This window comes from Novosphingobium sp. NFX11, assembly GCF_057376415.1.
On sequence record NZ_CP080385.1, the window covers coordinates 1,316,114 to 1,341,862 of the forward strand.

The 25,749-nt window shown below is 66.2% G+C and carries 24 protein-coding genes and 2 pseudogenes; 12 read left to right on the forward strand and 14 right to left on the reverse strand.

Going from position 1 to position 25,749, the window contains the following annotated elements; all coding sequences use genetic code 11:
* Positions 1-76: 76 nt before the first annotated feature.
* Positions 77-1,003, reverse strand: a complete 927-nt coding sequence (locus KZO24_RS23885; protein ID WP_271183665.1) for a LysR family transcriptional regulator — start codon at positions 1,001-1,003, stop codon at positions 77-79.
* Between the two features lie 189 nt (positions 1,004-1,192).
* Here KZO24_RS23885 and KZO24_RS23890 point away from each other — a divergent pair.
* Positions 1,193-1,435: pseudogene (locus tag KZO24_RS23890) on the forward strand (LLM class flavin-dependent oxidoreductase); the annotation flags it as partial.
* Here the strand turns inward: KZO24_RS23890 and KZO24_RS23895 are convergent.
* Positions 1,375-1,575, reverse strand: coding sequence for a hypothetical protein (locus tag KZO24_RS23895; protein WP_486487774.1), 201 nt, complete (start codon positions 1,573-1,575; stop codon positions 1,375-1,377). The pseudogene KZO24_RS23890 and the gene KZO24_RS23895 overlap by 61 nt on opposite strands.
* Here KZO24_RS23895 and KZO24_RS23900 point away from each other — a divergent pair.
* The 5 genes from KZO24_RS23900 to KZO24_RS23920 all read left to right on the forward strand — a co-directional run bounded on the left by KZO24_RS23900 (position 1,531) and on the right by KZO24_RS23920 (position 5,218).
* Positions 1,531-2,358, forward strand: coding sequence for an LLM class flavin-dependent oxidoreductase (locus tag KZO24_RS23900; protein WP_486487760.1), 828 nt, complete (start codon positions 1,531-1,533; stop codon positions 2,356-2,358). The genes KZO24_RS23895 and KZO24_RS23900 overlap by 45 nt on opposite strands.
* An 8-nt stretch (positions 2,359-2,366) precedes the next feature.
* Positions 2,367-2,951: a cupin domain-containing protein gene (locus KZO24_RS23905; RefSeq protein ID WP_486487329.1), complete on the forward strand. Its 585-nt coding sequence runs from the start codon at positions 2,367-2,369 to the stop codon at positions 2,949-2,951.
* 25 nt (positions 2,952-2,976) lie between these two features.
* Positions 2,977-3,267 carry a DUF1330 domain-containing protein gene (locus tag KZO24_RS23910; protein ID WP_036527016.1) on the forward strand — a complete coding sequence of 97 codons (291 nt, stop codon included), beginning with the start codon at positions 2,977-2,979 and terminating at the stop codon, positions 3,265-3,267.
* A gap of 312 nt (positions 3,268-3,579) precedes the next feature.
* A complete protein-coding gene (locus tag KZO24_RS23915; RefSeq protein WP_271183662.1) occupies positions 3,580-3,969 on the forward strand; it encodes a c-type cytochrome in 390 nt (129 codons plus the stop codon).
* Between the two features lie 52 nt (positions 3,970-4,021).
* The gene (locus KZO24_RS23920; RefSeq protein ID WP_486487330.1) at positions 4,022-5,218 is read left to right on the forward strand and encodes an MFS transporter; all 1,197 of its coding nucleotides are present in this window, start codon (positions 4,022-4,024) and stop codon (positions 5,216-5,218) included.
* On the opposite strand, the gene KZO24_RS23925 is transcribed toward KZO24_RS23920, so the two are convergent.
* The gene (locus KZO24_RS23925) at positions 5,204-6,103 is read right to left on the reverse strand and encodes a LytTR family DNA-binding domain-containing protein (RefSeq protein ID WP_081799074.1); all 900 of its coding nucleotides are present in this window, start codon (positions 6,101-6,103) and stop codon (positions 5,204-5,206) included. The two genes, KZO24_RS23920 and KZO24_RS23925, sit on opposite strands and share 15 nt — an antisense overlap.
* A 229-nt stretch (positions 6,104-6,332) precedes the next feature.
* Between KZO24_RS23925 and KZO24_RS23930 the strand changes: the two genes are divergently transcribed.
* The 3 genes from KZO24_RS23930 to KZO24_RS23940 all read left to right on the forward strand — a co-directional run bounded on the left by KZO24_RS23930 (position 6,333) and on the right by KZO24_RS23940 (position 10,108).
* Positions 6,333-6,704, forward strand: a complete 372-nt coding sequence (locus tag KZO24_RS23930; protein ID WP_486487331.1) for an FAD-dependent oxidoreductase — start codon at positions 6,333-6,335, stop codon at positions 6,702-6,704.
* Between the two features lie 62 nt (positions 6,705-6,766).
* The gene (locus tag KZO24_RS23935; RefSeq protein ID WP_486487332.1) at positions 6,767-7,789 is read left to right on the forward strand and encodes a flavin monoamine oxidase family protein; all 1,023 of its coding nucleotides are present in this window, start codon (positions 6,767-6,769) and stop codon (positions 7,787-7,789) included.
* Between the two features lie 126 nt (positions 7,790-7,915).
* Positions 7,916-10,108 carry a TonB-dependent receptor gene (locus tag KZO24_RS23940; RefSeq protein WP_430098747.1) on the forward strand — a complete coding sequence of 731 codons (2,193 nt, stop codon included), beginning with the start codon at positions 7,916-7,918 and terminating at the stop codon, positions 10,106-10,108.
* 141 nt (positions 10,109-10,249) lie between these two features.
* On the opposite strand, the gene KZO24_RS23945 is transcribed toward KZO24_RS23940, so the two are convergent.
* The 6 genes and pseudogenes from KZO24_RS23945 to KZO24_RS23970 all read right to left on the reverse strand — a co-directional run bounded on the left by KZO24_RS23945 (position 10,250) and on the right by KZO24_RS23970 (position 15,915).
* Positions 10,250-11,254, reverse strand: coding sequence for a zinc-binding dehydrogenase (locus KZO24_RS23945; protein ID WP_271183658.1), 1,005 nt, complete (start codon positions 11,252-11,254; stop codon positions 10,250-10,252).
* Positions 11,254-12,873 carry an FAD-binding oxidoreductase gene (locus tag KZO24_RS23950; protein ID WP_271183657.1) on the reverse strand — a complete coding sequence of 540 codons (1,620 nt, stop codon included), beginning with the start codon at positions 12,871-12,873 and terminating at the stop codon, positions 11,254-11,256. Before KZO24_RS23950 ends, KZO24_RS23945 begins: the two co-directional genes overlap by 1 nt.
* 36 nt (positions 12,874-12,909) lie before the next feature.
* On the reverse strand, positions 12,910-13,158 hold the full coding sequence (locus tag KZO24_RS23955; RefSeq protein ID WP_486487333.1) for a hypothetical protein: 249 nt from the start codon (positions 13,156-13,158) through the stop codon (positions 12,910-12,912).
* A 140-nt stretch (positions 13,159-13,298) separates the two neighbouring features.
* Positions 13,299-14,306: pseudogene (locus KZO24_RS23960) on the reverse strand (FAD-dependent oxidoreductase); the annotation flags it as partial.
* Between the two features lie 38 nt (positions 14,307-14,344).
* Positions 14,345-14,704, reverse strand: a complete 360-nt coding sequence (locus KZO24_RS23965; RefSeq protein WP_271183655.1) for a hypothetical protein — start codon at positions 14,702-14,704, stop codon at positions 14,345-14,347.
* Positions 14,704-15,915: a class I SAM-dependent methyltransferase gene (locus KZO24_RS23970; RefSeq protein ID WP_486487334.1), complete on the reverse strand. Its 1,212-nt coding sequence runs from the start codon at positions 15,913-15,915 to the stop codon at positions 14,704-14,706. Before KZO24_RS23970 ends, KZO24_RS23965 begins: the two co-directional genes overlap by 1 nt.
* A 78-nt stretch (positions 15,916-15,993) precedes the next feature.
* Here KZO24_RS23970 and KZO24_RS23975 point away from each other — a divergent pair, with 78 nt between their 5' ends.
* Complete coding sequence (locus KZO24_RS23975; RefSeq protein WP_271183653.1) at positions 15,994-16,302, forward strand: REDY-like protein HapK; 309 nt, start codon at positions 15,994-15,996, stop codon at positions 16,300-16,302.
* A complete protein-coding gene (locus KZO24_RS23980; protein WP_271183652.1) occupies positions 16,299-17,123 on the forward strand; it encodes an SDR family NAD(P)-dependent oxidoreductase in 825 nt (274 codons plus the stop codon). Before KZO24_RS23975 ends, KZO24_RS23980 begins: the two co-directional genes overlap by 4 nt.
* Positions 17,124-17,343: 220 nt before the next feature.
* On the opposite strand, the gene KZO24_RS23985 is transcribed toward KZO24_RS23980, so the two are convergent.
* The 5 genes from KZO24_RS23985 to KZO24_RS24005 form a co-directional block, all read right to left on the reverse strand.
* On the reverse strand, positions 17,344-18,720 hold the full coding sequence (locus KZO24_RS23985) for an MmgE/PrpD family protein (RefSeq protein ID WP_271183651.1): 1,377 nt from the start codon (positions 18,718-18,720) through the stop codon (positions 17,344-17,346).
* Positions 18,720-19,736, reverse strand: a complete 1,017-nt coding sequence (locus KZO24_RS23990; RefSeq protein WP_486487335.1) for a zinc-dependent alcohol dehydrogenase family protein — start codon at positions 19,734-19,736, stop codon at positions 18,720-18,722. Before KZO24_RS23990 ends, KZO24_RS23985 begins: the two co-directional genes overlap by 1 nt.
* Positions 19,737-19,822: 86 nt before the next feature.
* Complete coding sequence (locus KZO24_RS23995) at positions 19,823-20,584, reverse strand: GntR family transcriptional regulator (RefSeq protein WP_271183649.1); 762 nt, start codon at positions 20,582-20,584, stop codon at positions 19,823-19,825.
* Positions 20,585-20,878: 294 nt separating this feature from the next.
* Positions 20,879-23,134 carry a TonB-dependent receptor gene (locus KZO24_RS24000; RefSeq protein WP_486487336.1) on the reverse strand — a complete coding sequence of 752 codons (2,256 nt, stop codon included), beginning with the start codon at positions 23,132-23,134 and terminating at the stop codon, positions 20,879-20,881.
* 187 nt (positions 23,135-23,321) lie between these two features.
* Positions 23,322-24,515, reverse strand: a complete 1,194-nt coding sequence (locus KZO24_RS24005; protein ID WP_486487337.1) for an MFS transporter — start codon at positions 24,513-24,515, stop codon at positions 23,322-23,324.
* Between the two features lie 153 nt (positions 24,516-24,668).
* Here KZO24_RS24005 and KZO24_RS24010 point away from each other — a divergent pair, with 153 nt between their 5' ends.
* On the forward strand, positions 24,669-25,742 hold the full coding sequence (locus KZO24_RS24010; RefSeq protein ID WP_486487338.1) for an alpha/beta hydrolase: 1,074 nt from the start codon (positions 24,669-24,671) through the stop codon (positions 25,740-25,742).
* Positions 25,743-25,749: the final 7 nt, after the last annotated feature.

Below are 25,749 nucleotides of genomic sequence, written 5' to 3' on the forward strand. Positions count from 1 at the left end.
CGTCACGACCCCTTCAACCTGATCGGACGAAAGCGGGTTGAAAAGCTTACAAATCTCGGCAGGCGATAGAGTTTCCTTATACTGCCGCGGTCAGGGCGCGATCGCTCCGGTACGACTGGCGAAGTTGCGACGCGAACCGCCGTACCGATGCGCTCTTGTAGCTGCCATGCACGCTGAGCAGGCCCAGGGCGGGCGCCTCTACCCGCGTGTCGGGTACGCGGCAAAGCGTCCCGGCCTCCAGCTCGGCCGCGACGAGGTCGTCCGGCAGCATGCCCAGTAAGCCGCCATCGAGCACGAGAGAGCGGATCAGGCTGATCGAACTGGAGCGAACCGCCGCCTTGGCAGGCGTCATGCCCAGATGCTGGAGCATGGCGAGCAGGCCCTTGGCCTCATCCTGATCGGGCGCGAGGTTGGGCACCGCGACTTGCGCCCAGTCATGCGGGGCGAGCGGCTGGCCGGAAGCGATCTCGTCGAAAATGCGGTGATCGGGTCGCGCGAAGACCGAGTAGAACTGGCGGACCAAAAGATCGAAGTCGAACTCCTCATCCTCCGGATCGACGTTTGCGTTGGCGCAAAAGGCAAGGTCGATCTCGCCCTGCCGCAGCCGCTCGTGCAGTTCGGAACTGTAGCCCTCGACAATGCGCAGGGCGACGTCGGGGTCGGTTTCGCGGAATTTCGCGACGATGCGGGAGAACTGCGCGTTCACCATCACCGGGTGGACGCCCAGCTCGATGATCTGCGCGCGGCTGCTGCGCTCTACTTCGGCGAGCAGGCGATTCTGCTCGCTGACGATCAGGCGGGCGCGCACGATCAGGCGCTCGCACGCCTCGGTCGGCTTGATGCCGCGCGGGCCGCGAATGAACAGCGAAAGGTTGAGGCTTTCCTCGAGCTGGCGGATGCTCCAGGTCAGCGCGGGCTGCGACATTCCGAACAGTTTCGCGGCCTTGCGAAAGCTGCCGGACTCGTAGACCGCGATCATACGCTCGAGTTTGGCGATGTTCATTGCTGCCTCCTTCGTGGCGTGGAGGCGGACGATCGATCAAGCCTATAAAGAAGAGTAATAGATAATTTGGATTATCCGCCCTGCGAGCGGATGGCACGGCATGGGTTCACCCACCTTGCGGCCGCGCCCAGTGTGACCGGTGCCGAAACAGGGCGCCGCTGCCGCGCGCCGCCCTTACGGAGCCGTCCCATGTCGCTAGAAATCCTTGGAGTCCTGCTCCACCGCAACGCATCGGAGATCAGCCGCGGCGGCGGCCCCGCGTTCGATGTCGACATGATCGAGAAGATGGCCCGCGCCTTCGACGAGAACGACTTCGACCGCGTCCTGATCCTGCAGAACTCCTTCGCGCCCGATCCTTTCGCGATCGCCAACTATGCGGCGGCAGTGACGGAAAAGCTGGCCTTCATGGTCGCCCACCGCCCCGGATTCATCGCGCCGACCATGGCCGCGCGGATGTTCGCGACGCTCGACAACCTCAGCGGCGGCCGCGCCGGGTCCACGTCATCACCGGCGCCAACGACACCGAACTGGAGTGCGACGGAGACTTCCACACCAAGGAGGAACGCTACCACCGCAGCGCCGAGTACGTCGAAATCATGCGCAAGGTGTGGTCCAGCGGCACCCCGGTGGACCATAACGGCACCTACTACCGGTTCAACAGCGCCTTGTCGGAACTCAAACCAGTCAATGGCGCCATTCCGGTGTACTGGGGCGGCTCCTCGCCGCTGGCGCTGGAGAAGGGCGCCGAAGTCGCGGACGTCTACGCCATCGGCGGCCTCAAGCCGCTCGACCAGATGGCGGGCACCGTCGCGCAGATCCGCGATGCCTGGGGGCGCACCGGCCGCCCTGTCCGCATCCAGACTTCGGTGCGCGTGATCATCGGCGAGACCGAGGACGCCGCGTGGAAGGCCGCCGCCGATGTCGTCGAGGCGCTGCGCGAAACCGCGCTCGAACAGCAGCGCAAGATCGCCGGCAGTGACGAGGCGCTGAGCACCGGCATGCGCCTCGACCCCAAGCTGGCCACCACCAAGGGCGGTTCTGGCCGAGAGGAGCTGGAGGCGATCGCGGGCGGCATGGACCTGCTCGACAAGCGGTTGTGGACCGGGATCACCAAGGCGTCGGTCAGCTTCTCGACGCCGATGCTGCCGCCCGCGCTGGTGGGCACCGCCGAGCAGGTCGCCGATGCGATGATGGACTATTACGCGATGGGCATCACCGGCTTCCTGATGCGCGGCTTCGATCTCTACGGCGACATCGCCCTGCACGGCCGGGAACTGATCCCCACGCTGCGCCGCCTCGCCGCCGAGCACGACGCCCGCGTCGGCCAGACCCAGCCCCAGAACCAGCCGGCGTGAGGACCGTCATGAAGCGCTTCATCCCCATCCTTGCAGCAGCGTTCCTCTCGGGCGCCTGTTCCGCCGCCGACCGCCCCGCCCCCACACCGCCGCCGGTCTCGCCGCTATCGCCGGGGGCCGAGGCGTTCCGCGTGCTTCACATGTACGGCGGCGACGACGGCGGATCCCACCTCGAGATCAAGGACCTGCCGCGCACCGGCGGCGTCCCCGGCAAGAGCGTCCAGACCCGCCTCTACGCCACCGACGTGGAGATCGGCGACGCGCTGCCCGGCGACTTCATCGACTATCACGGCGTATCGACGCCGCGCTTCCTGATCGTCCTGTCGGGCCAGCTGGAAGTCGGCTTCGGCGACGGATCGAAGCACGTACTGTCCAAAGGCGACATCGTGCTCGCCGACGACGTGACCGGACGCGGCCACACCTCGCGCACCATCGGCACCGAGCCGGTGCGCATCCTCACGGTGCGGTTGCCCAAGGAAAACAGCTTCCAGCCCAAGCTCAATCCGTGCCCTGAAGGCGTACCTGCCGAGCAGTGCGTCAGCGCCCGCCTCACCGGCCGGCAAACGGGCGCACCGCCCTCCGACAAGAAGTAACCCACACCAAACCTAAGGAATCGACGTGGCAGCATATATCGTAGCAACCGTGGTCATCACCGACGCCGAGAAGTTCGGCGCCTACGTAAAGGCCATCGCCGGTCTCAGCGAAAAGCACGGCGGCGAATACCTCGTGCGCGGCAAGGTGAGCGAAGTGCTCGAAGGCGACGTCAATCCCGACGAGCGCGTGGTCGTCTCGCGCTTCGAGACCGAGGAAGCCGCCCTCGCCTATGCCAAGAGCCCGGAATACAAGGCCGGTGCGGCGCTGCGCGAAGGCGCGGGCACCGTGCAGACGCGCCTGATCATCGCTCCCTGAGAGTTTGAGTAGAAAATGCCCGATTGGGCATTTTCTACACGGCACCGGCCCACGCCCCCACCCGACCACCCAACGGTAGTATCCTGCGGGTGGCCGGGTGGGGAGTGGGCCGGTGCCGCGAAATTCGCCTGCAGCGAATTTTCAAACGGAAACCGCGAAGGCCGTCCGCATCGCGGGCGGCCTTCGCATTTGGTTCATCGGCAGGCGGATAGAATATCGGCGAACCATCCGACCTACACAGTGATCAGCTATATGGATCATGCGCGGGTAGTGATTTTACGAGGTACACGAGAGATGAAAGCGCTTCGCGGCTTGGCCGCAACTCTTCCGCTTACAGGTCTGGCCATGACCATGAGCCTGTTCGTGGCCATAGCCCCCGCCTCGGCCCAGACGGCGAATGCACAGGCGGGCAAGCGCCTGTTCATGCGCTGCCAGGCCTGCCACTCGACGGCAGCGGGCCAGCCCAACAAGGTCGGTCCCAACCTCAACGGTTTCATCGGCAAGAAGGCTGCGAGCCGCCCTGGCTTCCGCTATTCGCCTGCTCTGACCAAGAGCAGCGTCAAGTGGGACGACAAGTCGCTCAACGCCTGGCTTGAACGGCCGAGCAAGCTGGTTCCCGGCACCACCATGGCTTTCCCCGGCATCGCCAAGCCGGAAGATCGCGCCGCCCTGATCGCCTGGCTCAAGACCGCGACGAAGTGAGAGACGCGGTGAGGCCGGCGGCCGACGCCCGCGACGGCGAATTCGCCCGGGGATGGAAGATCGTGCTGGCCGCCACCCTTGGTGTCGGCCTCGGCCTTTCCCCCATGCCGGTCTACACCCTGGGGATGCTGGCCCCCAGCTTTCAGCCGCCTTCGGGTGGTCGATCGCCGAGGTCATGGGCGTCATGTCCGTCACGACCCTCACCGTAGTGCTCTCCGCGCCGCTGACCGGGGCGCTCACCAACCGGTTCGGCGCGCGAGGCGTCGCGCTGTGCTCGGTGATATTGTTCGGCCTTGGCGTGCTGTCGCTGGCGCTGTCCTCCGGGTCGATCCTCGGCTTCTACCTCACCTGGGGCTTCATCGCGCTGGGCGGCGCGGGAACGCTGCCGATCACCTGGACCCGCCTCGTCAACGAGCACTTCCAGCGCAACAAGGGCCTTGCCCTCGGCTTGGCGATGATGGGCTCGGGGCTGTTCGGCATCTTCGCCAAGCCTTACGTGCGCTGGCTCATCGAGCAATGGGGCTGGCGCGGCGCCTTCGTCGGGCTGGGCCTGCTACCGCTGGTGCTGGCCCTGCCCGCCGCCTTCATCTGGTTCCGCGCGCCCAAATCCCGCGTGGATGAACCCGCCGCCGCCCCCGTCCCGATGGGCGGCATGACGACCGCGCAGGCGGTGCGCGACTGGCGCTTCTGGCTGCTGGCCGTGGCGCTGGTGCCGATCTCCTTCGCGCTCGGCGGTGCGGTCCCCAACATGGAAGGCATCCTGCGCGCCGGGAAGCTGGATAGCGGCACGATCGCCTCGCTGACGCCGCTCATCGGCCTGTCCGCGATCATCGGACGGCTCGTCGGCGGCTGGCTGCTCGACCGCTTCTGGGCGCCGATGATCGGCACCATCCTGCTCGCCCTGCCCGGCCTGTCCTATTGGAGCCTCATGGGCGGGACCATCGATCCGCAGGCGGCGGGCATCTCGATCTTCCTGATCGGCTTCGCGCTGGGCATCGAGTACGATTTCATCGCCTTCATCGTCGCCCGCTATTTCGGGATGAAGCACTACGGCACGATCTACGGCTGGCTCTACATCCCCTTCGCGATCGGCGCCGGGTTCGCCGCGCCGGTGTTCGGGCACGATTTCGACGTCAACGGCACTTACGTCCTGTCGCTGAGCTGTTCGGCGATAGCCTTGCTGACCTGCGCCGGGGCGCTACTCCTGCTCGGCCCCTACCGCACGTTCGAGGCGTCAGAACGCCCCTGAAGGAACGAGCCCTGATGGTGCAGCCTGCAGGAAGCCTGCCTGCTGCACCGTCTGGCGAAACGACCGGCTGACCGGTACTTCCAGCCCGTCCCGCAGCACCAGCCGGGGCGCGCCTGCACTGCCTGCCACCCGGACCACCGCGCCCGAGGCTACCCAGAAGCTGCGGTGGACCTGCAGGCCCCGCCCGCCCAGTTCGCTGACCGCCTGCGACAGGCGATAGAGGATCAGCGCATTGCCCGCGCTGGTGTGGACGCGCAGGTAATGTTGCTCGGCCGAGAGCGCGAGCACTTCGCCGCGCAGGGTCACCGGCACTTTCGTCATGAACGGCAGCACGCTCTCGACGCTGCTGGGTGCGTGGCCTGTCTCGATGCTCGGCCGGTAGCCGTAGCAGGGCATCTTCCAGAAGTGGAAGAGCATCAGGTTGATCAGCGGCCACTCGATATAGCCGTAGATGTGCGTCTTGAAGAACAGCACCGCATCCAGCCGGATCTGCGGCATCGGGCGCGTCATCGGCAAGTCCGGGAACATGCCGAGATAAGCGTGCACCCATAGCTTGAGCGCCATGTCGGACGGCAGCGAAGCCACCACCACCCCGACCATCAGCGTCGCCCAGAGCGGCATCCCCGCGCCGCGCAGCGGCCGGGCCAGCGCGCGGGTAACGATGTCGTTCGCCCACCAGCCGCACATCGACAGCCCGATCCAGAACGCGATCGCATGTTCCTTGGGCCAGGCGACCGTGCGCCCCGCTTGAGGCCATCCAGCGACGAAGCCGAGGAACACCGGCACCCCGATGAAGTGGACGCAGAGCTGGCGCGGATTGAGGCCGAGCAGCAGCGGCTCGTCCGAAAGCCAGAAACCCCTCGTGAACATGCGGTGACCTGCCATGCCGAATCCCCGTATCGCTGCCTCACTGCCGAAACGGCGCGATCCCGTGGATTTGCGGGCCTCGACTCCGTTCGTGCAACACGAATGACGTTCGTGAAGGCCCGTCCGCGCATCAATGGCGTTCAGGAATTTTGATCGCCTGCCGGGAACGCTTGATTGCACGGCGCCCGCCCGGCCCATCACCCTGCCTGCCAGAACACCGTCCCATGACACGGCCAGGGAGGCCCCTTTGACACGCGAACTTTCCCGTCGGACCCTGCTCGCCACCGGCATGGTGGCTGCGGCCGCCGCCTACTTGCCCCGCATGGCCTTCGCCGCCGAGAAGACCGACGTGGTGGTCATCGGCGCCGGTCTCGCCGGGCTCAATGCGGCGCTGCTACTCGCCGAAAATGGCTGCCGTGTGACGGTGCTCGAAGCCGGGAGGCGCATCGGCGGCCGCGTCTTCACCTCGACCGAGATCGAAGGCCATCCCGAGCACGGCGCATCACAGATCGGCCGTTCCTACGCCCGCGTCCTCGACCGCTGCGAAGCGCTGGGGTCAAGCTGGCGCAAGGCTCCAACATCTACGACAACTACGCGATCTCCCTCGACGGGCAGCTGATCCGACCGGGACAGTGGGAGAACCACCCGCTGAACAGGACGGTCGGCGCGGAGCGCGGCGTCGTGCCTTTCGCGCTCGGCAGCTACTACCTCGCCAAGACCTACCCGTGGAACACGATGGACGGCTGGGCCTCACCCGAGGCTCTGGCGAACTACGACGTTTCCGAGGCCGACTACCTGCGCCGCGTGGGCGCATCGCCCGCCGCGCTCGACCTCGTCGCGCGCGGCTATGGCGACGGCGATCTCGATGCGATTTCCGCGTTGACGCTCATGCAGGAAATGGGCCGCGCCAAGTTCGAGGGGAACGGCGTGCCGACCTCGGCCAAGCAGGACCGGTTCCAGCAGGCCTCGTTCCTGTCCTACCGCATCCTCGGCGGGTCCTCGCGCCTGACCGATGCCATGGCCGATGCCCTCAAGGGCGCGGTGCTGACCGGCAAGCAGGTCACCGCCATCGACATGACGGACACCGGCGCGACGGTCACCTGCGGCGACGGGTCCAGCTACAAGGCGGACTACGTTGTCTCCGCCCTGCCCTTCACCGCACTGCGCAAGGTCGCGGTCACGCCTGCGCTCACCGGCGGGCAGGCGGACGCGGTCAAGCTCATGCCCTACAGCGGCCAGAACCAGGTCTGGCTGCGCGTCAAGGCGCCTTACTGGGAGCAGGACGGCATCGAGGGCTCGATGTGGACCGACGGCCCGGTCAGCCTGCTGCGCCAGTCGATCGCGCCCGACGGCTCACGCGACAGCGCCGTCGCCATCACCAGCGGCGTCAAGGGCGACGCGCTCGACCGCATCCCTGCCAAGGAGCGCGGCGAATATGTCCTCTCCGAACTGGCGCGGATGCGGCCCTCGACCAAGGGCAAGCTGGAAGTGCTCGGCGTCTTCTCGTGGAAGCTCGACCCGCTGATCCACGGCTGCCGCCACGGCTATCATCCGGGCCAGATGAAGGCCTTCCGCCCGACGATGGCCCAGCCGCACGCCCGGATGCACTTCGCGGGCGAGCACACCCGCCTGATGGAAGTGGGCATGGAATCGGCAATGGAAACCGGAGAGCGCGCCGCGCTCGAAATCCTCGACCGCATCTGAAGCCGACCGACAGACCGAATTTCCGACCGTCCGCAAGGGCGGCGGAAAGACACACGCGCCGGGCGCCAGAACCCGGCCAGAAAACGACGCAGACGGAACAAGGTTCAGCACCAAGGGGGAAGTACCATGATGAATGCCAGGATCCTGCTAGCCGCAGGAGTATCGCTCGCCACGCTCGTCCCGGCCGTGGCCCATGCGCAAGTCGAGGACATCGTCGTCACCGCGCGCAAGGAAAAGGAAACGCTGCAGGAGGTGCCGATCTCGGTCGCCGCCTTCGACCAGGACATGATCGCGCGCTACGACATTTCCGACCTCGAGGACATCGCCAAGCGCACGCCGAACTTTACCTTCTCCAACAACCTCGGCATGTTCGGCGGTGTCCCGGTGATCCGCGGCATCGGCGCGCCGCGCACCGGCAGCAACGCCTCGGTCGGCCTGTTCATCGACGGCGTCGACACCGGCAACGCGGGCGGCATCAGCCTGCAGTCCTTCGACGTCGAGCGCATCGAAGTCGTGCGCGGCCCGCAGAGCACCCAGTTCGGGCGCGGCGTGCTGGCCGGCGCGATCAACTACGTCTCGCGCCGCCCCAACCTCGACAAGATCGAGGCCGAATTCGGCGGCGAGATCGCGGAATACGGCCTGTACCGCGTGGAAAGCCGCGTCAGCGGCCCGGTCGCGGATGGCCTGGCGTTCTCGCTCGCCGCGCAGCGCCGCAGCTTCGACGGTTTCTATAACGACGCCAACACCGGCGACGACATGGGCAATTCGGACAGCACCGCCGTGGTCGGCGGCATCCGCGCGCAGTTCGGTGCCGAGAAGCAGGCCGAACTCTACGTCCGCCTCGCCTACAGCGACGAACACATCGGCCAGCCCGCCTGGCATCAGGTGGCGACCAACACCCAGACCGGCACGCTCGCCAGCCAGCGCTGGTACGTCGGCACGCTGAAGGGCGATCCCGACAAGCTGGGCAGCAACGCCGCCGATTACGGCAACATCGACCTCAAGTATTACCGCGCCGCCGCGCACTTCAACTACGACTTCGGCGGCGCCGCATTCTCGTCGATCTCCGCCTACAACCGCAGCCACCAGCTGCAGGATGTGGACTCTGATTTCACCGCCAACCCCGACCTGATTTCGGGCTCGACCCTGCTCGGCAACTTCCGCAGCGCGCTCGACGTCCATGTCGAGGATTTCAGCCAGGAACTGCGCCTGCAGTCATCGGGCACCGGTCCGTTCAAGTGGCTGATCGGCGGCTACTTCCGCAAAGAAAACTACTCCAGCGACGACTACTCCCCGACCGCCGCGCAAGGCTCGTCCAGTGTGCTGGCCCCGACGCCCAACGTACTCACGCGCGATACGAAGACTTACGGCGTGTTCGGCTCGCTCAGCTACGAGATCACGCCCGGCCTGACGGTGTCGCAGGAACTGCGCTATTCGCAGGACAAGATCTTCGAAACCTCGCAGCCGCGCGCGGCGATGACCGCAGGTTCCTTCGGCGCGACGTTCAGGAACTGGCTGCCGCGCACCATCGTCGAGTGGCAGGCGACGCCCGACCACATGCTCTACGCCAGCGTCGCCAAGGGCAACAAGCCGGGCGGCTTCAACAACGCGGCGGGCACCGGCTTCAGCGCCGTGCCGGACGAGTACATCGCCTATGATGAAGAGCAGATGTGGAGCTACGAAGCGGGCTTCAAGACCGCTTGGTTCGACCGCAAGCTGACCTTCAACGCCTCGGTCTTCCATCTCGAATGGTCGGACATCCAGGTCAACTCGCAAGTCACCGTCAACGGCTATCCGGTGGGCATCACGCTCAACGGCGGCAAGGCGCGCGGCACCGGCGCCGAGATGGACTTCCACTTCCAGCCCAACCCCGGCTGGGAAGTCTACGGCGGCCTCGGCTATGCGCCTATCCGCATCCTCGACTACGTGGATACCCGCGTGCGCAATGCCGGGATCACGACCGACGGCAAGGACCAGCTCGCGGGCAGTCCCGACTGGACCGGCAATGCGGGCGTGATCCACAACATCGAACTGGAGGACGTGGGCACCCTGTTCCTGCAGGGCGACGTCAGCTACCGCAGCACCACGTACGCCACCGAGGCGAACCTGGCGGAGACCGGCTCGAAGACCACGGTGGACGTACAGGTCGGCCTGCGCCGCCCCGGCATCCGCGCCTCGCTCTATGTGAACAACCTGCTGGACGACAAGGCGGTGCAATCGGCCCGCGCTTACGTGAACCCGACCAATTACGCGCGCAGCTTCATCGTGCAGCTGCCCAACCGCCGACAGGTCGGCCTGCGGCTATCGCTGAAGTACTGAGAAGGATCACCCGGATCGGCCGAGCGCCGGTCCGGGAAAGCCGGGTCGATCGGCCCTCTAGAGAGATACCCGCGTCTCGCGAGGAAAGGTCGGCCCGGCCCCTGCTCGTCATTGCGAGCGTAGCGAAGCAATGACGAAGTGCTATCGCAAGTCCACGATGACCTTGCCCATCGAGCGGCCCGAAAGCAGGCGCTCCACGGCATCGAACACGCCGGGCAGGCCGAGGAAGCGCTCCTCGTCGAAGCACACCTTCAGCTTGCCTTGGTTATACAGCGTGAACACGTCGTCGCGCGCGGGCGGCCAGAACTCGGCCAGCAGCCCGTTCATAAAGCCGCGCACCGAAGCCCCCTTGTAGTAGAGCTTGTGCGCGATGCGCGGGGCGGTGACGATCTCCGGCCTCCCTTCGAGGTCAGAGGCCGCGCCGCCGACGACCACGCGTCCATGCGGCGCGACGTTGTCGAGGAAGGCGTCGAAGATCTCGCCCGAAACCGTGTCGATCGCCACATCCAGCCGATTGGGATATTCGCGCGCCAGCACTTCCGGCACCGACTCCGAACGATAGTCGATCACCCGTGCCGCGCCGAGGCTGCGCGCGAATTCGGATTTCACCGGCCCGCCGCAGACCGCCACGACCTCGCAGCCCTTGAGCGCCGCAAGCTGGACGATCAGGTGGCCGAGACCGCCCGCAGCGGCGGAAATCGCCACGACATCTCCCGGCTTCGCCTGCCCCACATGGAACAGCGCCATCCACGCCGACACCCCGGTTGAGGCGAGCGCCAGCCACTCGGGGCTGTCGTCCGCCACTTTCACGAAGTGGCCCTGCGGCGCGATGTTGTACTGGCGATAACCGCCGGGGAAGCGCGTGGTCACCACGGCGTCACCGGGGGCAAAGTCGGTCACGCCCTCGCCCACTGCCTCGACCACGCCCAGCGCCTCCACGCCGGTCAGGGTCGGCAGGCCGATCTTCACGTAGTCCACCGCGTTGCGGGCAATTTGCGTATCGAAGATGCCGTTCACGCCCGCGTACCGATTGCGCACACGCAATTCGCCCGGCGCCGGATCGCGCAAGTCGAGGTCGACGATGCGCGCCGCCTCGCGGAAACTCTCGCCGAACTGGGCGAGCTGGACCGCCTGATAGGTAGCCATCAGGCCTGGCCTTCCGGGAAGCCAAGCACGCCGGGGTTGAACAGGCCCTTGGGGTCAAGGTGCGCCTTGAGATTGTCGAGCAGCGCGGTGAACGCCGGATCGCGGCTCTCGCGGTAGGGGTAGGTGCGGCCGATCTGGAAGTGCCCGGTGCCGTAGCGCGCGCAGATTTCGACCACGCCTTTGCGCAGGAACTTTACCGCCTCGGTCGCCGCCGGGTTCTCCGGCCGCTGTGTCAGGCGCGCGACGTGCGAGGCTTCCATCGACTGCTCGTGGATCGGGCGCCAGCCGGTCGGCCAGAAGAACACCGGCTCGATGATCAGCGCGTTGCTGGCCATCGCCGTGAACAGGAAGCCGGTGTGGATCTCGTGCTCGGTGAAGAGCGCGGCGTTCTCGGCGTAGAACTTCTGGATTTCGTTGAAGATCTGCGGCGCAGTGGACAGCGGGCAGACGCCGTGGACCGGAATCCACGCCTCACCCGTCGGGCCGACCATCGAGTTCAGCGGCGGGAAGGGGTTGGCGCGAATGATCTTCGCGATCGAATTCTCGATCTCCGTGCCCTCGAACTGGCGGGCGATGCGGCGCGCCTCGGCCATGTCGAACGCCACCGCGTCCTTCGAGCGTCCCTCGGCAATGACGTGGAGCGGATAGTCGCCCTTGGGGATGAAGTTGCGCCCGCCGAGCGCCACCTTGGCGGCCGAGAGCAGGCCCTTGCCCAGCGACTTCTCCTTGCCGATCACCGCGCCCAGCGTCTTCACATCGGACAGCAGCGACATGCGCTTCATGCGCACTTCGGTAAGGCCGGGGTCGAAGGCGCACATCTCGCAAGCGATGCCCGCCCGCGTCATCTCGCCCATAGCTTCCAGCAGCTTCTCGCCGCTGGGGAAGGAGAACGAGGCGTAATCCTCATGCGCGGGCGCGGTGATAAGGCGGAAGGTGACTTCGGCCTTGATGCCCAGCGTGCCGCAATCGCCGCAGAAGATACCCGCCAGATCGGGGCCGAAGTGGCGGTAGAACGGGTGCTCGCCGCCTTGGCCGCGCGCACCGGTGCGGATCACCTCGCCGGTGCCGGTGACAACGGTGAGTGCGACGACGCTCTCGCTGCTGGTGCCGTACTGGCTGGCGCCGAACATCGCGTTGAGCTGCGAAAGCCCGCCGCCGATGGTCGAGATCAGGCCCGACATCGGCCCCCAGAACGGCGTGCGCAGCCCTTCCTTGGCGAGCGCCTCGTTCAGCTGAATCCAGCTGACGCCCGCCTGCACCGTCACCGTCATGTCGCCGCGATTGACCTCGATCACGCGGTTCATCCGCAGCGTGTCGATAGAGACGGTGCGGTCGTTGGCGGGGACATAGGCCGAAGTGTAGCTCATCCCCGCGCCGCGCGGCGCGGCCGAGCAGCCCGCATCGCCGATGACCTTGACGACCTCGGCCAGTTCCTCGGTGGTGGCCGGAGCGACGATCAGTGCGACGACGTCGTCCGCGCGCGACCAGACGTCCTCGCTGTGCAGCTTGCGCTTCGCCTCGTCGATAGTGACGTTGTCGGCCCCGACGATCGCGGCGAGGCGTTCGGCCAGTGCCGAGGTTGCGGTCGGTTCGGAAAGCGTTGCGCTCAGCGGGTCCATCGTCGTGCTCCGGTGATTAATCTTGATTTACTGCTGTCAGGTTGGATTGATCACGCAAAGAGCCGCAGGACGACCCTCCGCTCTGCGATCATCGGCCCGCTGCGATCGCTGCTGCGCCCTCCCGGACAGCCTGCCGAGGGTCACGGCGGTGCACAGGCCCATCGCCGGGAGGTAGCCCCATGACGACGGCCCCGAGACGCTTCGCGCCGCGCCGCCGCCCGCGAAAAGGTTGGGCAAAGCCGAGCCGTCCTCGCGCAGAACCCGCGCATTACGGTCGATTTGCAAGCCCCCTGCGTATGATAGATCGCGCCGACGACCTTGAATGCACCCAGCGCGCCCGAGGGCGGAAGCTCGTCCCCCCAGACGCGGCCCTGCGCATCGGGGCGCCCTTCGGCCTGCGCCTGACGGGCCTCTTCGAGCGAGGCGGCCAGCGCCTGCGGATCGACGCCGATGCGCTGCGCCAGAGCCTCTACGCTCTCCCCGCGCCGGGCGGCATTGAGTTCGGTCAGCGCCTTGGTGTCGGGCTGGTAGGCGTTGCGGCGCTCGATCTCTTCGTCGAAAATCACCCAGACGTGGCCGCCGGGCTGCGCCATGACGGGGTGGACCATCCCGGCGATGTCCTCCTTCTCGTCCACAAAGCGCAAGCCGTTGATATTGACTAGGATCGCACCGTCGATGACAAAGCCTGGCGGTACACTGATACCTTGCGGTTCAGTCAGCATCGCATAGCCCTGAAAGGCACTCAAGTCGCCCACAGCGGCACCTAGCGACACTCCAAGGCGGATACCGTCGCCCCGGCTGCCCTCGTGACCGTTGTTCCGGGCATCAGCCATCTCGGGTATGTACTGGCGCAGCATTGCGTGGTTTCCGGCGAAGCCGCCGCTGGCGATGACGAGCGCCTTGCACCCCACCCGCTCGCGCTCACCGCCGGGCCGTTCGATCTCGACGCCGAGCACGCGGCCCTCGTCGTCGGCGATCACGTCGACCACTTTGGCCGGGTTGAGCACCATCACCCCGGCGTCGGCGACCTTCTGGTGCAGCAGTTCCAGCAGGTCCTGCCCGGCATGGCCCGGCCAGCCGTGGACGCGCATCCGGGTGTTGCCGTAGGCCGGACGGAAGCCGGTATCGAGTTCGAGCGGCACGCCATGAATCCCGACCAGCCAGTCCAGCGTCGGGCCGGAGCCATAGGCCAAAGCATGCGCGATCTCGGGGTCGGTCTGGCCTTTCGTCTTGGCGAGAATGTCGGCGAAGAAAGTGTCGCCGTCATCCTGCTCGCCCGCCGCGGCCTGCTGCTTCGTGCCGGCCGCACAGAACACGCCCATCGACATGCCGGTGGTGCCCATCGGCCGCGCGTCGGCTTCGACGAGGAGCACTTCGGCGCCCGCATCGCTGGCCGCCAGCGCAGCGGTGGCCCCGCAGGCGCCGCCGCCCATGACGAGGACGTCGACGGTGAATTCAAATTCCGTCCCGATCACGATTCTGCGCCAACCTCTACCGCCACGTCTTCCGAGGCGATGTCGTCCGGGCGGCCGACCGCCTCGTTCTCCTGCTGCACGATGCGCAGGATGCGGGCGATGTACTCCTGGTTCCACAGCGCACGCTCGGTGGCGGCGGCGCGGTCGGGCACGAAGGCGTCGATCTCGCCTTGCGAGAGCACGCCCTTCTCCAGCAGCAGCCGTTCGAGCGTGTCGGTGCGCTGGCGGCTTACCGCCAGTTCCTGAGCGATCGACATAGTGATGGCGAGGACACGCTCGACTTCGGCGTCGAGGAAATAGGGGCGCTTGCCGGCAGGCTTGGCACCCGCGCCGCGCAGGGCATCGGCGATGGACATCAGACGGTTGCTCCGATCACGTGCCAGGCCGCCTTGCGGCCGTAGTCTTCCTTGTCGTCGTCGGCGGCGTCGGGGAACAGGTCGCGGTCGACCACCGCCGTCACCCCGCCGTGGATCAGCTGGTCACGCTCGAACCCGGCCGCGATCATCTCCGCGTCGAGGTCCATTTCGTGCATCCGGCTCCAGAACGGCTCGTTGTTGTAGTAGGCGTCCCAGTCGCGCATGGCCTGCTCGAACAGCGGCATCTCGGGCGCGTACTGCGGCTGCTCGACGTGCAGGACGATGCCGCCCGGCTTCAGTAGGCGGCGCGTCTCGGCCATGATCCGGCGCAGCGATCCGGTGGACAGTTCGTGCAGGAACATCGTCGTCTGGATCCAGTCGAAGCTGGCGTCGGGGAAGATCGAAAGGTCCTCGCCACTCGCCTGCACGAAGCGCACGTTGTCGACGCCAAGCGACTTGGCGCGGCCCAGACCATAACGCAGCACCGGCGCGCCGAGGTCCACGATGGTCATCTCCGCCTCGGGGAAAGCCTGCGCCAGCGGCAGGCTGGAATGGCCCACGGTGCCGCCGATCTCCAGAATCTGCCTGGGCTGGAAGTCCGGCAGGTTGCGCTTCACCCAGCGCGCGACGGCATGGCCGCCGCCGTCCGAATACTTGCCGAGCAACCCGCTGGTGGTGACGAACCCGGCGTGATCGTAGTTCGCGCCATTGGTCACGTCGCCGGGGAAGTATTCGGTGTGATAACTGCCCGGCATGCAGTGATGATCGACCGCCGAGACATAACGCGGCTGCTGCAATGCCGGATCGAGCTTGAGCCGATCGTCGCCCTCGGTCAGTTCGCGGGCCTTCTCGGCCAGTTGCTCGGACTGGCGCAGCGCGGTCCAGCGACCGGCCTGCTGGCGCTGCTCCATCGTCATGCGGCGCATCGCCGACCAGGTCTGGAACGCGGGGTCCGCCAGCAGTGCCTTGCGCGCTTCGTGGCGGTTGGCGATCGGGCGGCCTTCGGCGGCTTCAAACGCAGGCACGACCCGCTTCTCGTAAGCCTGCTTGACGCCGGGCACGACATTGGCCGCCAGGTGGCGATTCATCTGCGCGAGGAAGTTGATCCGCTCGATCTCGTCATGACTGGTCTGCGGAAACAGCGCGTGACGGCCGATGACACGGTAGTCGGGCGGGCCATCGTAATCGGCAGCCGGGTCATTTCTGGACATGGTCAACCCTCGCGTTATATGTCATGCTTATATATCAAATAACAGGTAGCTTGGCTCACCTCAAGGAGGAGATTACCCGTGACTCGCATCATCGTGCTGCTGAACCTCAAGCCCGGAAAGAGCGTCGCCGATTATGAACGCTGGGCGGAGACTACCGATCTGCCGACCGTGAACGGCCTGAAGTCCGTCTCCAATTTCGAGGTGCTGCGCACGGCGGGCCTGCTGGGCGGCGGCACCGCGCCCTACCAGTACGTCGAGATCATCGACGTGGCCGACATGGACCTGTTCGGCGAGGAAACCTCGACCGAGGCCATGGGCAAGGTCGCCGCCGAGTTCCAGGACTGGGCCGACCCGATCTTCATCATGACCGAGAAGCTGGGCTCATGAGCGGCCGCTTCGACGGCAAGGTCGCGGTCGTAACCGGCTCGGGCCGTGCGGGCGGGCTTGGTGAGGGCATCGCTCGCCGCCTCGCCGCCGAGGGCGCGACGGTGGTGATCTCCGACATCGGCGCCCCCGCCGACGCGGCGACGCCGGGTTCGATGACCGGGTCCAGCGCCGAGATGGACGCCATCGCCGCATCGCTGCCGAAGGCTTCGACCTTCCCCTGCGACGTGCGCAATCCCGAACAGGTTCGCGCGCTGGCCCGCCATGCGGTGGACACCCACGGCTCGCTCGACATCTGGGTGAACAACGCAGGGATCGGCTATATCATGAAGCCGATGATGGAGGTCTCTGCCGACGAATGGCGCGCGGTGATCGACGTCAACCTGACCGGCGCATGGTACGGCCTGCAGGCAGCGGCAGAGATCATGATCGCGCAAGGAAAAGGCGGCCGCGTCGTCAACATCGCCAGCCAGGCAGCGAAGTCCGGGTTCATGCATGCGCAGGCTTACACCGCCTCGAAGCACGGCCTCGTCGGGCTGGTGCGCTCGGCCTCGATCGAGCTGGGCGCGCACGGCATCACCGTTAACAACGTGTGCCCGAACCACGTCACCACCGGGCTCGGCAAGTGGCAGAACGAGCATTTCGCTGAGGTGCAGGGCATCTCGGTGGAGGAATACCTCGCCAACATGGCCGCGCGCATCCCGATGGGCCGCCCCGGCATGCCTGAGGACACCGCCGCCGCCGTGGCCTTCCTGTGCTCGGACGAGGCGATCTACATCACCGGCGAGAGCATGAACGTCTCGGGCGGTGAGGAGCCGCATTGACCCTGCCGTCGTCCCGGACTTGATCCGGGACCGCTGGCCGTGAACCACCCAGCTTGCGTTGGAGCGGTTCCCGGTCGGGGCCGAGCAGGATGCAGCCGTGCTTTTCTATCCTCGTCATTCCCGCGAAGGCGCGACCCCATCTCGTGAAGGTTCCGATGACGCGGTCATCAGTTGGGTCCCCGCCTTCGCGGGGATGACGGCGGTTTTTGGGCAAGCTGGCTTAGCCCAGCAACTTCGCCAACACTTGCGCCACATCACCGTCCGCATCCAGCCGCCCGACCAGCGCGTGCAGCTGTGGCACCAGCGCCGCATCCAGCCCGCCGAACGCGAAGCACTTGCCCGCCTTCTCCAGTTGCTGCTCCAGCGTCAAAGGCCACTCCGGCGCGCCGAGTTGCCGGGCGACATCGACGCGGAAAGACCGCCCGTCCACCAGCCGCACATGCGCAAAAGCCGGTACGAAAGCCGCAAGATCGGCGTTGTCGTCCGCAACGACGATGATTTTCTCCGCAATCGCCGTCAAAACCGGATCGCCCAGCCGCGCGGGCGTGAAGGCATCGAGGCCCACGTCACCCTCGGTCAGAACCACCGCGCCGAGCCACGCGAAGCACAGCCGCGCATAGGCGACCGTCATGTCCGCCTGCGGACGGCGCCCGACCAGCCGGTGAATCAAAGGCGGCGCGTGGTATTCCAGCGCTTCCAGATTGTCCGCCGTCACTCCATGCCCGGCCATCAGCGTCTTGAGGGCGACGATCGCCCCTTGCGCCGCGCGGCCGGTGGGGAACGGTTTCCAGCTGACTTCCTCGACGCGCCAGACTTTGCCCAGCTTGTCGAGTTCGGGCTCCAGCACCGGGTCGTTCTCGAACAGCGCCATGTAGCCGAACGGCCCGCCGATCGCGCCTGCGGGCGAGGGCACTCCGGCGCAGGCAAGATCGAACGCCTCGACCGCCGAGCGCGCCGCGCCCGCCACCTGCAGCGCCAGCGTGGGCTTGCCCTCGATGTGCGACTGCATCGTCCCGCTCGCCAGTGCGAGGGCGTGGCCGAAGGCACGATAGGCGACTTCCGGCTCTACCCGGCGCAGGCGCGACAGCGCGGCGACGCAGCCGAATATCCCCGCCGTCGCCGGGCGGAAGAACTTGAGCGGCCCCTTCACCGCCACGCCCAGCGTCGCCACCACATCGATCCCGGCGATTACGGCGGCGAGGAAATCCGCGCCGCTCGCCGGAGCACGCCCGGCCTCGGCCAGCAGCGCCGCGCAGACGGTCGCCATCGGGTGGGCGACCGCCGGCTCATGCACGCAGTCGTATTCCTGCGAGTGGATCTGGTAGGCGTTGACGTAAGCCGCGTAAGGCGCGGGCAGGCGCAGATCCGGTGCGCCCAGCACCATGCCCTCGCCCGCAGCCCCGCCGGTCCAGATCTGCGCGGCCTTGCGGATTTCTTCGGCGTAGATGGCGGAATACCCCGCCACGCCGACCGCAAGGCTGTCGAACAGGAAGGCACGCGCAGCTGCCTGCGCCGAGGCGGGCAGCGCCGCCCACTCGACGGACAGCGCATGATCGGCGAGGCGGGCGGCGGGGTCGGCCATGGTCGCTGGAGTCATCAGGCGACCTGGATCATCACCTTGCCGAAGTGATCGCCCGAGTGGAGGTAGGCGTAGGCATCGGCGGCCTCGTCGAAGCCGAACACCTTGTTGACCACCGGCTCCATTCCGTTGATCGCGATCGCATTGACCAGCCGCTGCAGCATCGCACGGCCGCCCGCGGCGATACCGTGGATCGCGAGGTTCTTGCCGATGATCGTGCCGAAGTTGGGCAGCGGATCGCTGACGGTCCCGCCCAGCGCGCCGATGATGGCGATGCGCCCGTTCGGGGCCGCCGCCGCGATCGATTGGCGCAGAGTGGCAAGGCCGCCGGTCTCGACGACGATGTCCGCGCCGTTGCCGAGCGCGGCGAACACAGTCTTGTCCCAGTCCCCATCGCTACGATAGTTCACCGTCACGTCGGCACCGAGCGCGCGGGCCTGCTCCAGCTTCTCGTCGCTGGACGAAGTGATGGCGACGCGCGCGCCGCACATGCGGGCGATCTGCAGCGCCATGATCGAAACGCCGCCGGTGCCGAGCGCGAGCACGCTGTCGCCCGCCTTGACCTTGCCGACCTCGACGATCGCGTTCCACGCGGTCAGCGCCGCGCCGGACAGCGCCGCGACCTGGCGGTCGGTGAGCAGATCCGGCACCTTCACCAGCGCATGGGCCGGGACCAGCACGTATTCGGCCAGCCAGCCGTCATGGGTCACGCCAAGGTCGTGGCCGAAGTAGGCAGGCGAGAACGGACCGTCGGTCCAACTGACGAAATGCGGCGCGGTGACGCGCTGGCCGATCTCGACCCCGGCGACGCCTTCACCCAGACCCGCCACTTCGCCGACACCGTCCGAAACCGGCACGCGGTCTTCGGGACGCGGCGCGCCGTACTTGCTGGAGACGATGAGCAGGTCGCGATGGTTGAGCGACACCGCGCGCACCTTGACGAGAACCTGACCGGGGCCGGGCTGCGGCACGTCCCTGGTCACTGCGGTCAGCGAGGCGATGCCCTGCTGCGAACCGATCGTATAGGCCTTCACGATACCCCCAAGCGTTGAATGATGCTTTTTGTATCGTAACTATAACAATATCGGTGCGCAAGCGCGCTATGACCGAATTGGGTCGCTCAATTGACCGCGTAGCGGGTTCCGTGAAGATCGAGCCGGATCGTGAACTTGTCCGAGCGGTAATGCGCGAAAGTCAGCAGGAAGGGCCGCTCGTTCGCATCGTAGCTGGTGCGGCTGATCCGCAGCAGCGCGGCGAGCGGGGCGATCTCCAGCGCCTGCGCCAGTTGCGGGTCGGCCTGCAGTGCGCCGATGGTCTGGTCCGCATGGACCGCCTTGTACCCGGCATTGGCCAGCAATTGCAGGATCGGCCCCTTGGCAAGATTGCCCGGCGTGATCAGCGGCGCCAGATCGCCCGGCACGTAGCTGACGACGTAGCCGATCGGCATCCCGTCGAGATAGCGGATGCGGACCGCACGGATGACATCCTGCCCCGCATCGACCTGCAGGGCTGCGGCGATGGTGGGGTTGGGCTTCTCGCGGTTGACCTCGATCACGTTGACGGTGGTGCCGCTGCCCAGCGCCATCAGCGAGTCCATCGCCTGATCGATGTCCGCCTCGATCGGCTTTGCGGGCGACTTGAAGATCACCGTGGTGCCCAGCCGCCGCTTGCGCTCGACATAGCGCTGCTCAGCCAGTTCGTTGAGCACCCTGCGTGCGGTGATCCGCGACACGCCGAAGAGTTCGGCCAGTTCGTGCTCGGTCGGCATGGCACTGCCGAAAGGGCGCTGACCGCTCAGGATCTCGTCACGCAGTTGCAGGTAGATCTGATAATAGAGCGGCACTGCAGCGTCGCGATCGACCACCCCGATACTCCCGAACATTCAAGACTGCACCCGCGCGAACTGCGCGAGCCTGATCGTCAAACCTCGCGTAGATAAGTCAATTGCCCGCGCAACGGCAAATTCGGCAGGCGAAAAAGTCGGGCACGAAAAACGGGCACCGAAGCGCCCCTTGCTGATCACCTAATTTGGAAATCCGCAAAGGGCGGATTTCGCGGCACCGGCCCACACCCCACCCGACCTCCCATCAAGGATACACTAGTGGGAGGTCGGGTGGGGTGTGGGCCGGTGCCGCGAGGAAAATGCCCCTCAGGGCATTTTCCCTAAGGACTCTCCTCAGAACTTGAACCAGACGCTGCCGGTGAACCGACGCGGATCGCCGGGGAACAGCGAGAGGAAGTTCGCCGTGATCGTCTCCTGCTTGGTCAGGTTGGTCACGCCGAACGACGCGCCGAAGCTGCCGTCGGTCTTCTCGTACGAGACCTTGAGGTCCACGAAGTCCTCGCGCGGGGCCGCCGCCGTGTTCAGCACGGCGATATAATACGAGGAATTGTGCCGGTACGAGCCGATCAGCTTGATGTCGCCGTCCAGCGCGTCGACCGGGATCGTGTACGTCGCACCGCCGGTGAACTGGAAGGTCGGCGTGCGCACCGGTCGGGTGTCGGTGGAGATCTGCAGTGCCTGCGACACGCCCGGCAGGATCACGACCGACGAATACTCGCCATGCGACAGCGAGCCGTTGGCGAAGAACTCGAAGTTGCGCACCGGCGCGAAGACCGTCTCGAACTCCAGACCGTAATCGACCAGCGTACCGGCATTGCGCGCGAGGCTGACGATCACCGTCTCACCCGGCGGGACGATGCCCGAGGTGATCTGCAGGTTCTTGGTGCGGGCGTAGTAGCCGTTTAGGTTGATGCGCACCTTGCGGTCGAACAGTTCCGACTTCACGCCGCCTTCATACGACCACGTCACTTCCGGCTCGAACGCCAGCACGCGGGTCGCGACGGCGGCGTTGCCGTTCCAGCCGCCCGACTTGAAGCCGTTCGTCGCCGAAGCATAGAGCATGACCGAGGGCGAGAGCTTGTAGTTGATCGCGAAGCGCGGGGTCACGCGGTTCTGCGTCAACTTGAGCGGAATGCCCGCCGCGCGCACGTCGGCGCTGTTGAAGCCGAAGCCGGGGAAACGTTCAGGATCGAAGTAATCGATGCTCTTCTTCTCGTAGGTGTAGCGCGCACCCACGGTGACGGTCAGGTCGGGCACGACCTCGTAGTCACCCTGGAGGTAGCCGGCGACAGTCTCCACCTGCTGGCGGAAATGGCGATCCTGCAGGAGATTGAACGCGGTAGCCGTCGCCGAACCCTGGAAGTCGGCCGAAGCGAGATGGTTCACTTCGCGCAGGTAGAACACGCCGGCAACGTACTTCAGCTTGTCGTCGAATGCTTCGCCGGTCCACTTCAGTTCGGTCGAAACCTGATGGTTCCTGATCTTGTCGGCCAGGATGTAGGCGGCGTAGACGTTGGTGGTCGTGCCGTTGTAATTGTTGATGTAGCCCTGCTCCTGCTCGCGATAGCCCGCGATCAGTTCGAGGTTGCCGGCATCGGTGTTCCAGTTGACGTCAGCGGTCGTCGCGTAGCTGTCGGTCAGCGAGCAGTTGCCGGTCACCGTGGTCAGCAGGATGTTGACCGGGTCGCCCTTGCAGTTGCCTTCGGGCAGGGCATTGCGGGTGTTGTAGAAATCCGGCGTGGTCGTCGTCTTGTAGCGATCCGACGCGCCCGGCGCGGCGTAGACGCCAAGGTAGGTGCCGGTGTTGCGGGTATATTCGCCCGACAGGTCGATGGTCAGGTCGTCGGTCGGCAGGAAGCGCACGTCGCCGCGGAAGCCGTAGTTGCGCTCGCCGTTGAGGCGGTCGCCGGTGGTGACGTTCTTGAGGTAGCCCTTGTCGTAGACGTAGTAGGCGGACCACTTCGTCAGCACGCGCTCGCTCACCGGCAGGTCCACGGTGGTCTTGGCGGTGACGCGGTCATAGGAGCCGTAAGTCGCCTCGAACTTGGCGCCCATCCGGTCCGACGGCTTCTTCATGATCACCGAGACGGCGCCGCCGGTGGTGTTGCGGCCGAACAGCGTGCCCTGCGGCCCGCGCAGCACTTCCACGCGATCGACGTCGAAGAACTGGTAGTTGTTGGCGTTCTGGCGCGCGACGTAGACGTTGTCGACATACGTGCCGACCGGCGGATCGAAAGTCGCGACCGACTGGCTGTTGCCGAGGCCGCGCAGGTAGTAGGCGTTGGCGGTGCCCAGCCCTGCGTTGTGCGTGGCGATCATGCCCGGCACCATCTGCGCGGTCTTGATCGCGTCGTTCAGGTTGAGGTTGCGGATCATCTCTTCGCTGAAGGCGGTGACGGCGACCGGGACGTCCTGCAGACGCTCGGGACGGCGCTGCGCGGTGACAATGATGTCGCTGCCGAGATTTCCACTTGCCTGCGGCGCATCAGTGGCCTGCGCGTCCTGTGCATGGGCCGTGGTGGCGGTGATGGCTAGCAGTGCGACTGCACCCAGAGCGCGCGCACGAATACACCTCGTCAGATCAAGCATGACGACTCCTCATTGTCCTGAACCTGGAACCTTGGAACGCGGGCGCATCCTGCCGCCGCCGCTGCGATCTTTATTTGTTATGCATTGATGACATAATAGATTGCGCTTTATGTCAACCCGCCAAATCGATCTCGTGTCGATTTACCTCGGCGCTGGGGCACGGAAGTCACAGGCGTCGATAATATCGTTATTTTTCCGACAGTTTTGGATAAGCGCCCATGGCGAGGAGCAGTACGGCGCCGACAACCAGACAGGCCGAGCCCGACCTCAGGGCAATCGTGTAATCGCCAATCCTGTCGAAGACATATCCAAAGACGACCGGCCCCAGACCGCCCGCGAAAGCGATGACGGCATAGAAGCATCCATAGATCGCCCCGTAGTGATGCTGCCCGAAGAAGCGGCTGATCAGGTAGGCGAGCAGGTCGAATTCGAACCCCGCACCGAACCCGAGCGAGATCACGGCCAGCGTCGCGATAAGCGGCGACAGCGCCGAACTCGTCAGCAGCCAGCAGCCAATTGCCGGGAACGCGAGGATCACGAGGGCGATCAGCGGCGCCCAGAAACGGTCGAGCAGCCAGCCGCCGATCAGTCTCCCGGCGATGACCGAAAGCCCGAAGGCGGCGGTGATCTCGCCGATCTGCGGGAGCGTGAAAGCGCGGGTCTTGAGGATGTTCTCAAGGTTGGGCGTCGGCGCGGTGAGGGCGAAGGCGATGAACAGGAAGGCCCCCGCCATGATCCACAGCCGCCGGTCGCGCGCCGCCTCGGCCAGCGTCAGGCCGGGCTGGATGACCTCCTCCGCGGCTTCGACCGGCTTGGCCGAAGCCGCCGCGCCCCGCGCCATCTCGCGGAACAGCAACGCCACCACGGGCACGCCGACGACGATGGGGAGGCAGCCGACCACAACGACCGCAGTGCGCCAGCCATGCGTCTCAATCAGGTGGGCGCAGAGCGGCTTGATGATGAATCCGGTGATGCCGGTGCCGCAACTCGCAAGGCCCAGCGCCATGCCGCGCCACTTGTCGAACCATTGCGTCACCACCCGCGTCCACGTCGCGGACAGGGTGCCGACGCCGAGCACCGCCATGATTACCCATTGCGCATAGTACAAAGTCAGCGACCCGTTGCTGAGTGCGAGGCTCATGAAAGAGAGCCCGAACAGCGGCAGCGAGACGAGCGCCACGGGCCGCGCGCCGAACCGGTCGATGGCGATCCCGGCGAGCGGGCTGGCGATCATGACGACGCCCGACTGCACCGTGATGCTGGCCATCAGCGCCGCGAAGCTCCAGCCGAATTCGGCGGAAAGCTGCGGGGCGAGCATGCCGATCGTGTAGAACGGGATCGGGCTCAGCCCCAGCGCCACCCCGACCATCGCGGCGACCACCACCGCCCACCCTCGCGGGTCGTCGGGTCGGGGGCAGGCCGCGAAAAGTCACTCTGGCGCATCTTCACTCGGTTCGATCTCCGGGCTGGACAACCCGATTTTTATCGATCACGAATAGATATATGTCTATATCAAAATGAGGGTCGCAGCGTCATGTCCTCCCGGCAACCTATCGCCGCCGCCCCATCCTTGAGGATCGCCCGGCACTACGTCGACGTCCGGGGACGGCGCGTTCATCTGCGCGAGGCAGGGCAAGGCAAGCCTGTCGTCCTGCTGCACGATTCGCCGCGATCCTCGCGCCTGCATCTGGGTACGATGCGGCTGCTGGCGCCGCATTTCCGGGTCTTCGCGCTCGACACGCCGGGTTATGGCAATTCCGACCCGCTCGGCGTCGATGCGCCCACGATCGGCGACTTCGCGGCGGCGCTGGGTGATGCGCTGGAGGTCCTTGGCCTAGCCGATGCGCCGATCTACGCGACCCATACCAGCGCCAAGATCGCGCTGGAATATGCGGCCTCTTCGGGGCGTCCGCCCGCATTGATCCTCGACGGACTGTCGTTCCCCGAAGCGCTGGCACCGGCTGCCTTCGTCGATGCCTACATGCGCCCTTTCACCATCGACGCGCATGGCGCCTACATCGCCGCGGAGTGGACCCGCACGCGCGACATGCTGCGCTGGTTCCCGTGGTTCGCGACGACTGCCGCCAGCCGCATGGCAATGGAAACGCCTTCGCCCGAATGGATCGAACAGTACACCATCGACTTGTTCAGCGCCGGGCCGAACTACTCCGGCGCCTATGCCGCCGCGATGCGCTACGATTGCGGCCCGGCCCTCCGGGCGATCACGGTGCCGACCTTGGTGGCCGCGCGCCGCGATGACGTGCTCTACGGCTACCTCGACCGCATTCCGGTGACGCAGAACCCGGCCCTCAGCATCGAACGCCTCGAAAGCGACCGGACGGCATGGGGCGAATGGCTGCTGGCCCGCCTTACTGATGCGTCGGCATCGGATGTGCCTGTCACCGCGCCTTCCTCCACCGGCTATGTCGAGCACGAAGAGGGCCAGATTCATGTCCGGTGCCGTGGACCGGAGGGTGGCCGTCCTGTGCTCATCCTTGAAGCATCCTCCACGCTGTCCGCGATGCAGTGGCAGGACGCCCTTTGCGCCACGCACGATACCGTAGTCCCCGACCTGCCCGGTTTCGGCGAGATCCGAGGCGCTGGATGATCCCTCG

Coding starts and splice junctions, on each gene's coding strand:
- KZO24_RS23885 (WP_271183665.1), bottom strand. CDS start 1,003: ATGAACATCGCCAAACTCGAGCGTATGATCGCGGTCTACGAGTCCGGC.
- KZO24_RS23905 (WP_486487329.1), top strand. CDS start 2,367: ATGAAGCGCTTCATCCCCATCCTTGCAGCAGCGTTCCTCTCGGGCGCC.
- KZO24_RS23920 (WP_486487330.1), top strand. CDS start 4,022: ATGGAAGATCGTGCTGGCCGCCACCCTTGGTGTCGGCCTCGGCCTTTC.
- KZO24_RS23925 (WP_081799074.1), bottom strand. CDS start 6,103: ATGGCAGGTCACCGCATGTTCACGAGGGGTTTCTGGCTTTCGGACGAG.
- KZO24_RS23940 (WP_430098747.1), top strand. CDS start 7,916: ATGATGAATGCCAGGATCCTGCTAGCCGCAGGAGTATCGCTCGCCACG.
- KZO24_RS23945 (WP_271183658.1), bottom strand. CDS start 11,254: ATGGCTACCTATCAGGCGGTCCAGCTCGCCCAGTTCGGCGAGAGTTTC.
- KZO24_RS23950 (WP_271183657.1), bottom strand. CDS start 12,873: ATGGACCCGCTGAGCGCAACGCTTTCCGAACCGACCGCAACCTCGGCA.
- KZO24_RS23965 (WP_271183655.1), bottom strand. CDS start 14,704: ATGTCCATCGCCGATGCCCTGCGCGGCGCGGGTGCCAAGCCTGCCGGC.
- KZO24_RS23970 (WP_486487334.1), bottom strand. CDS start 15,915: ATGTCCAGAAATGACCCGGCTGCCGATTACGATGGCCCGCCCGACTAC.
- KZO24_RS23980 (WP_271183652.1), top strand. CDS start 16,299: ATGAGCGGCCGCTTCGACGGCAAGGTCGCGGTCGTAACCGGCTCGGGC.
- KZO24_RS23985 (WP_271183651.1), bottom strand. CDS start 18,720: ATGACTCCAGCGACCATGGCCGACCCCGCCGCCCGCCTCGCCGATCAT.
- KZO24_RS23995 (WP_271183649.1), bottom strand. CDS start 20,584: ATGTTCGGGAGTATCGGGGTGGTCGATCGCGACGCTGCAGTGCCGCTC.
- KZO24_RS24000 (WP_486487336.1), bottom strand. CDS start 23,134: ATGCTTGATCTGACGAGGTGTATTCGTGCGCGCGCTCTGGGTGCAGTC.
- KZO24_RS24010 (WP_486487338.1), top strand. CDS start 24,669: ATGTCCTCCCGGCAACCTATCGCCGCCGCCCCATCCTTGAGGATCGCC.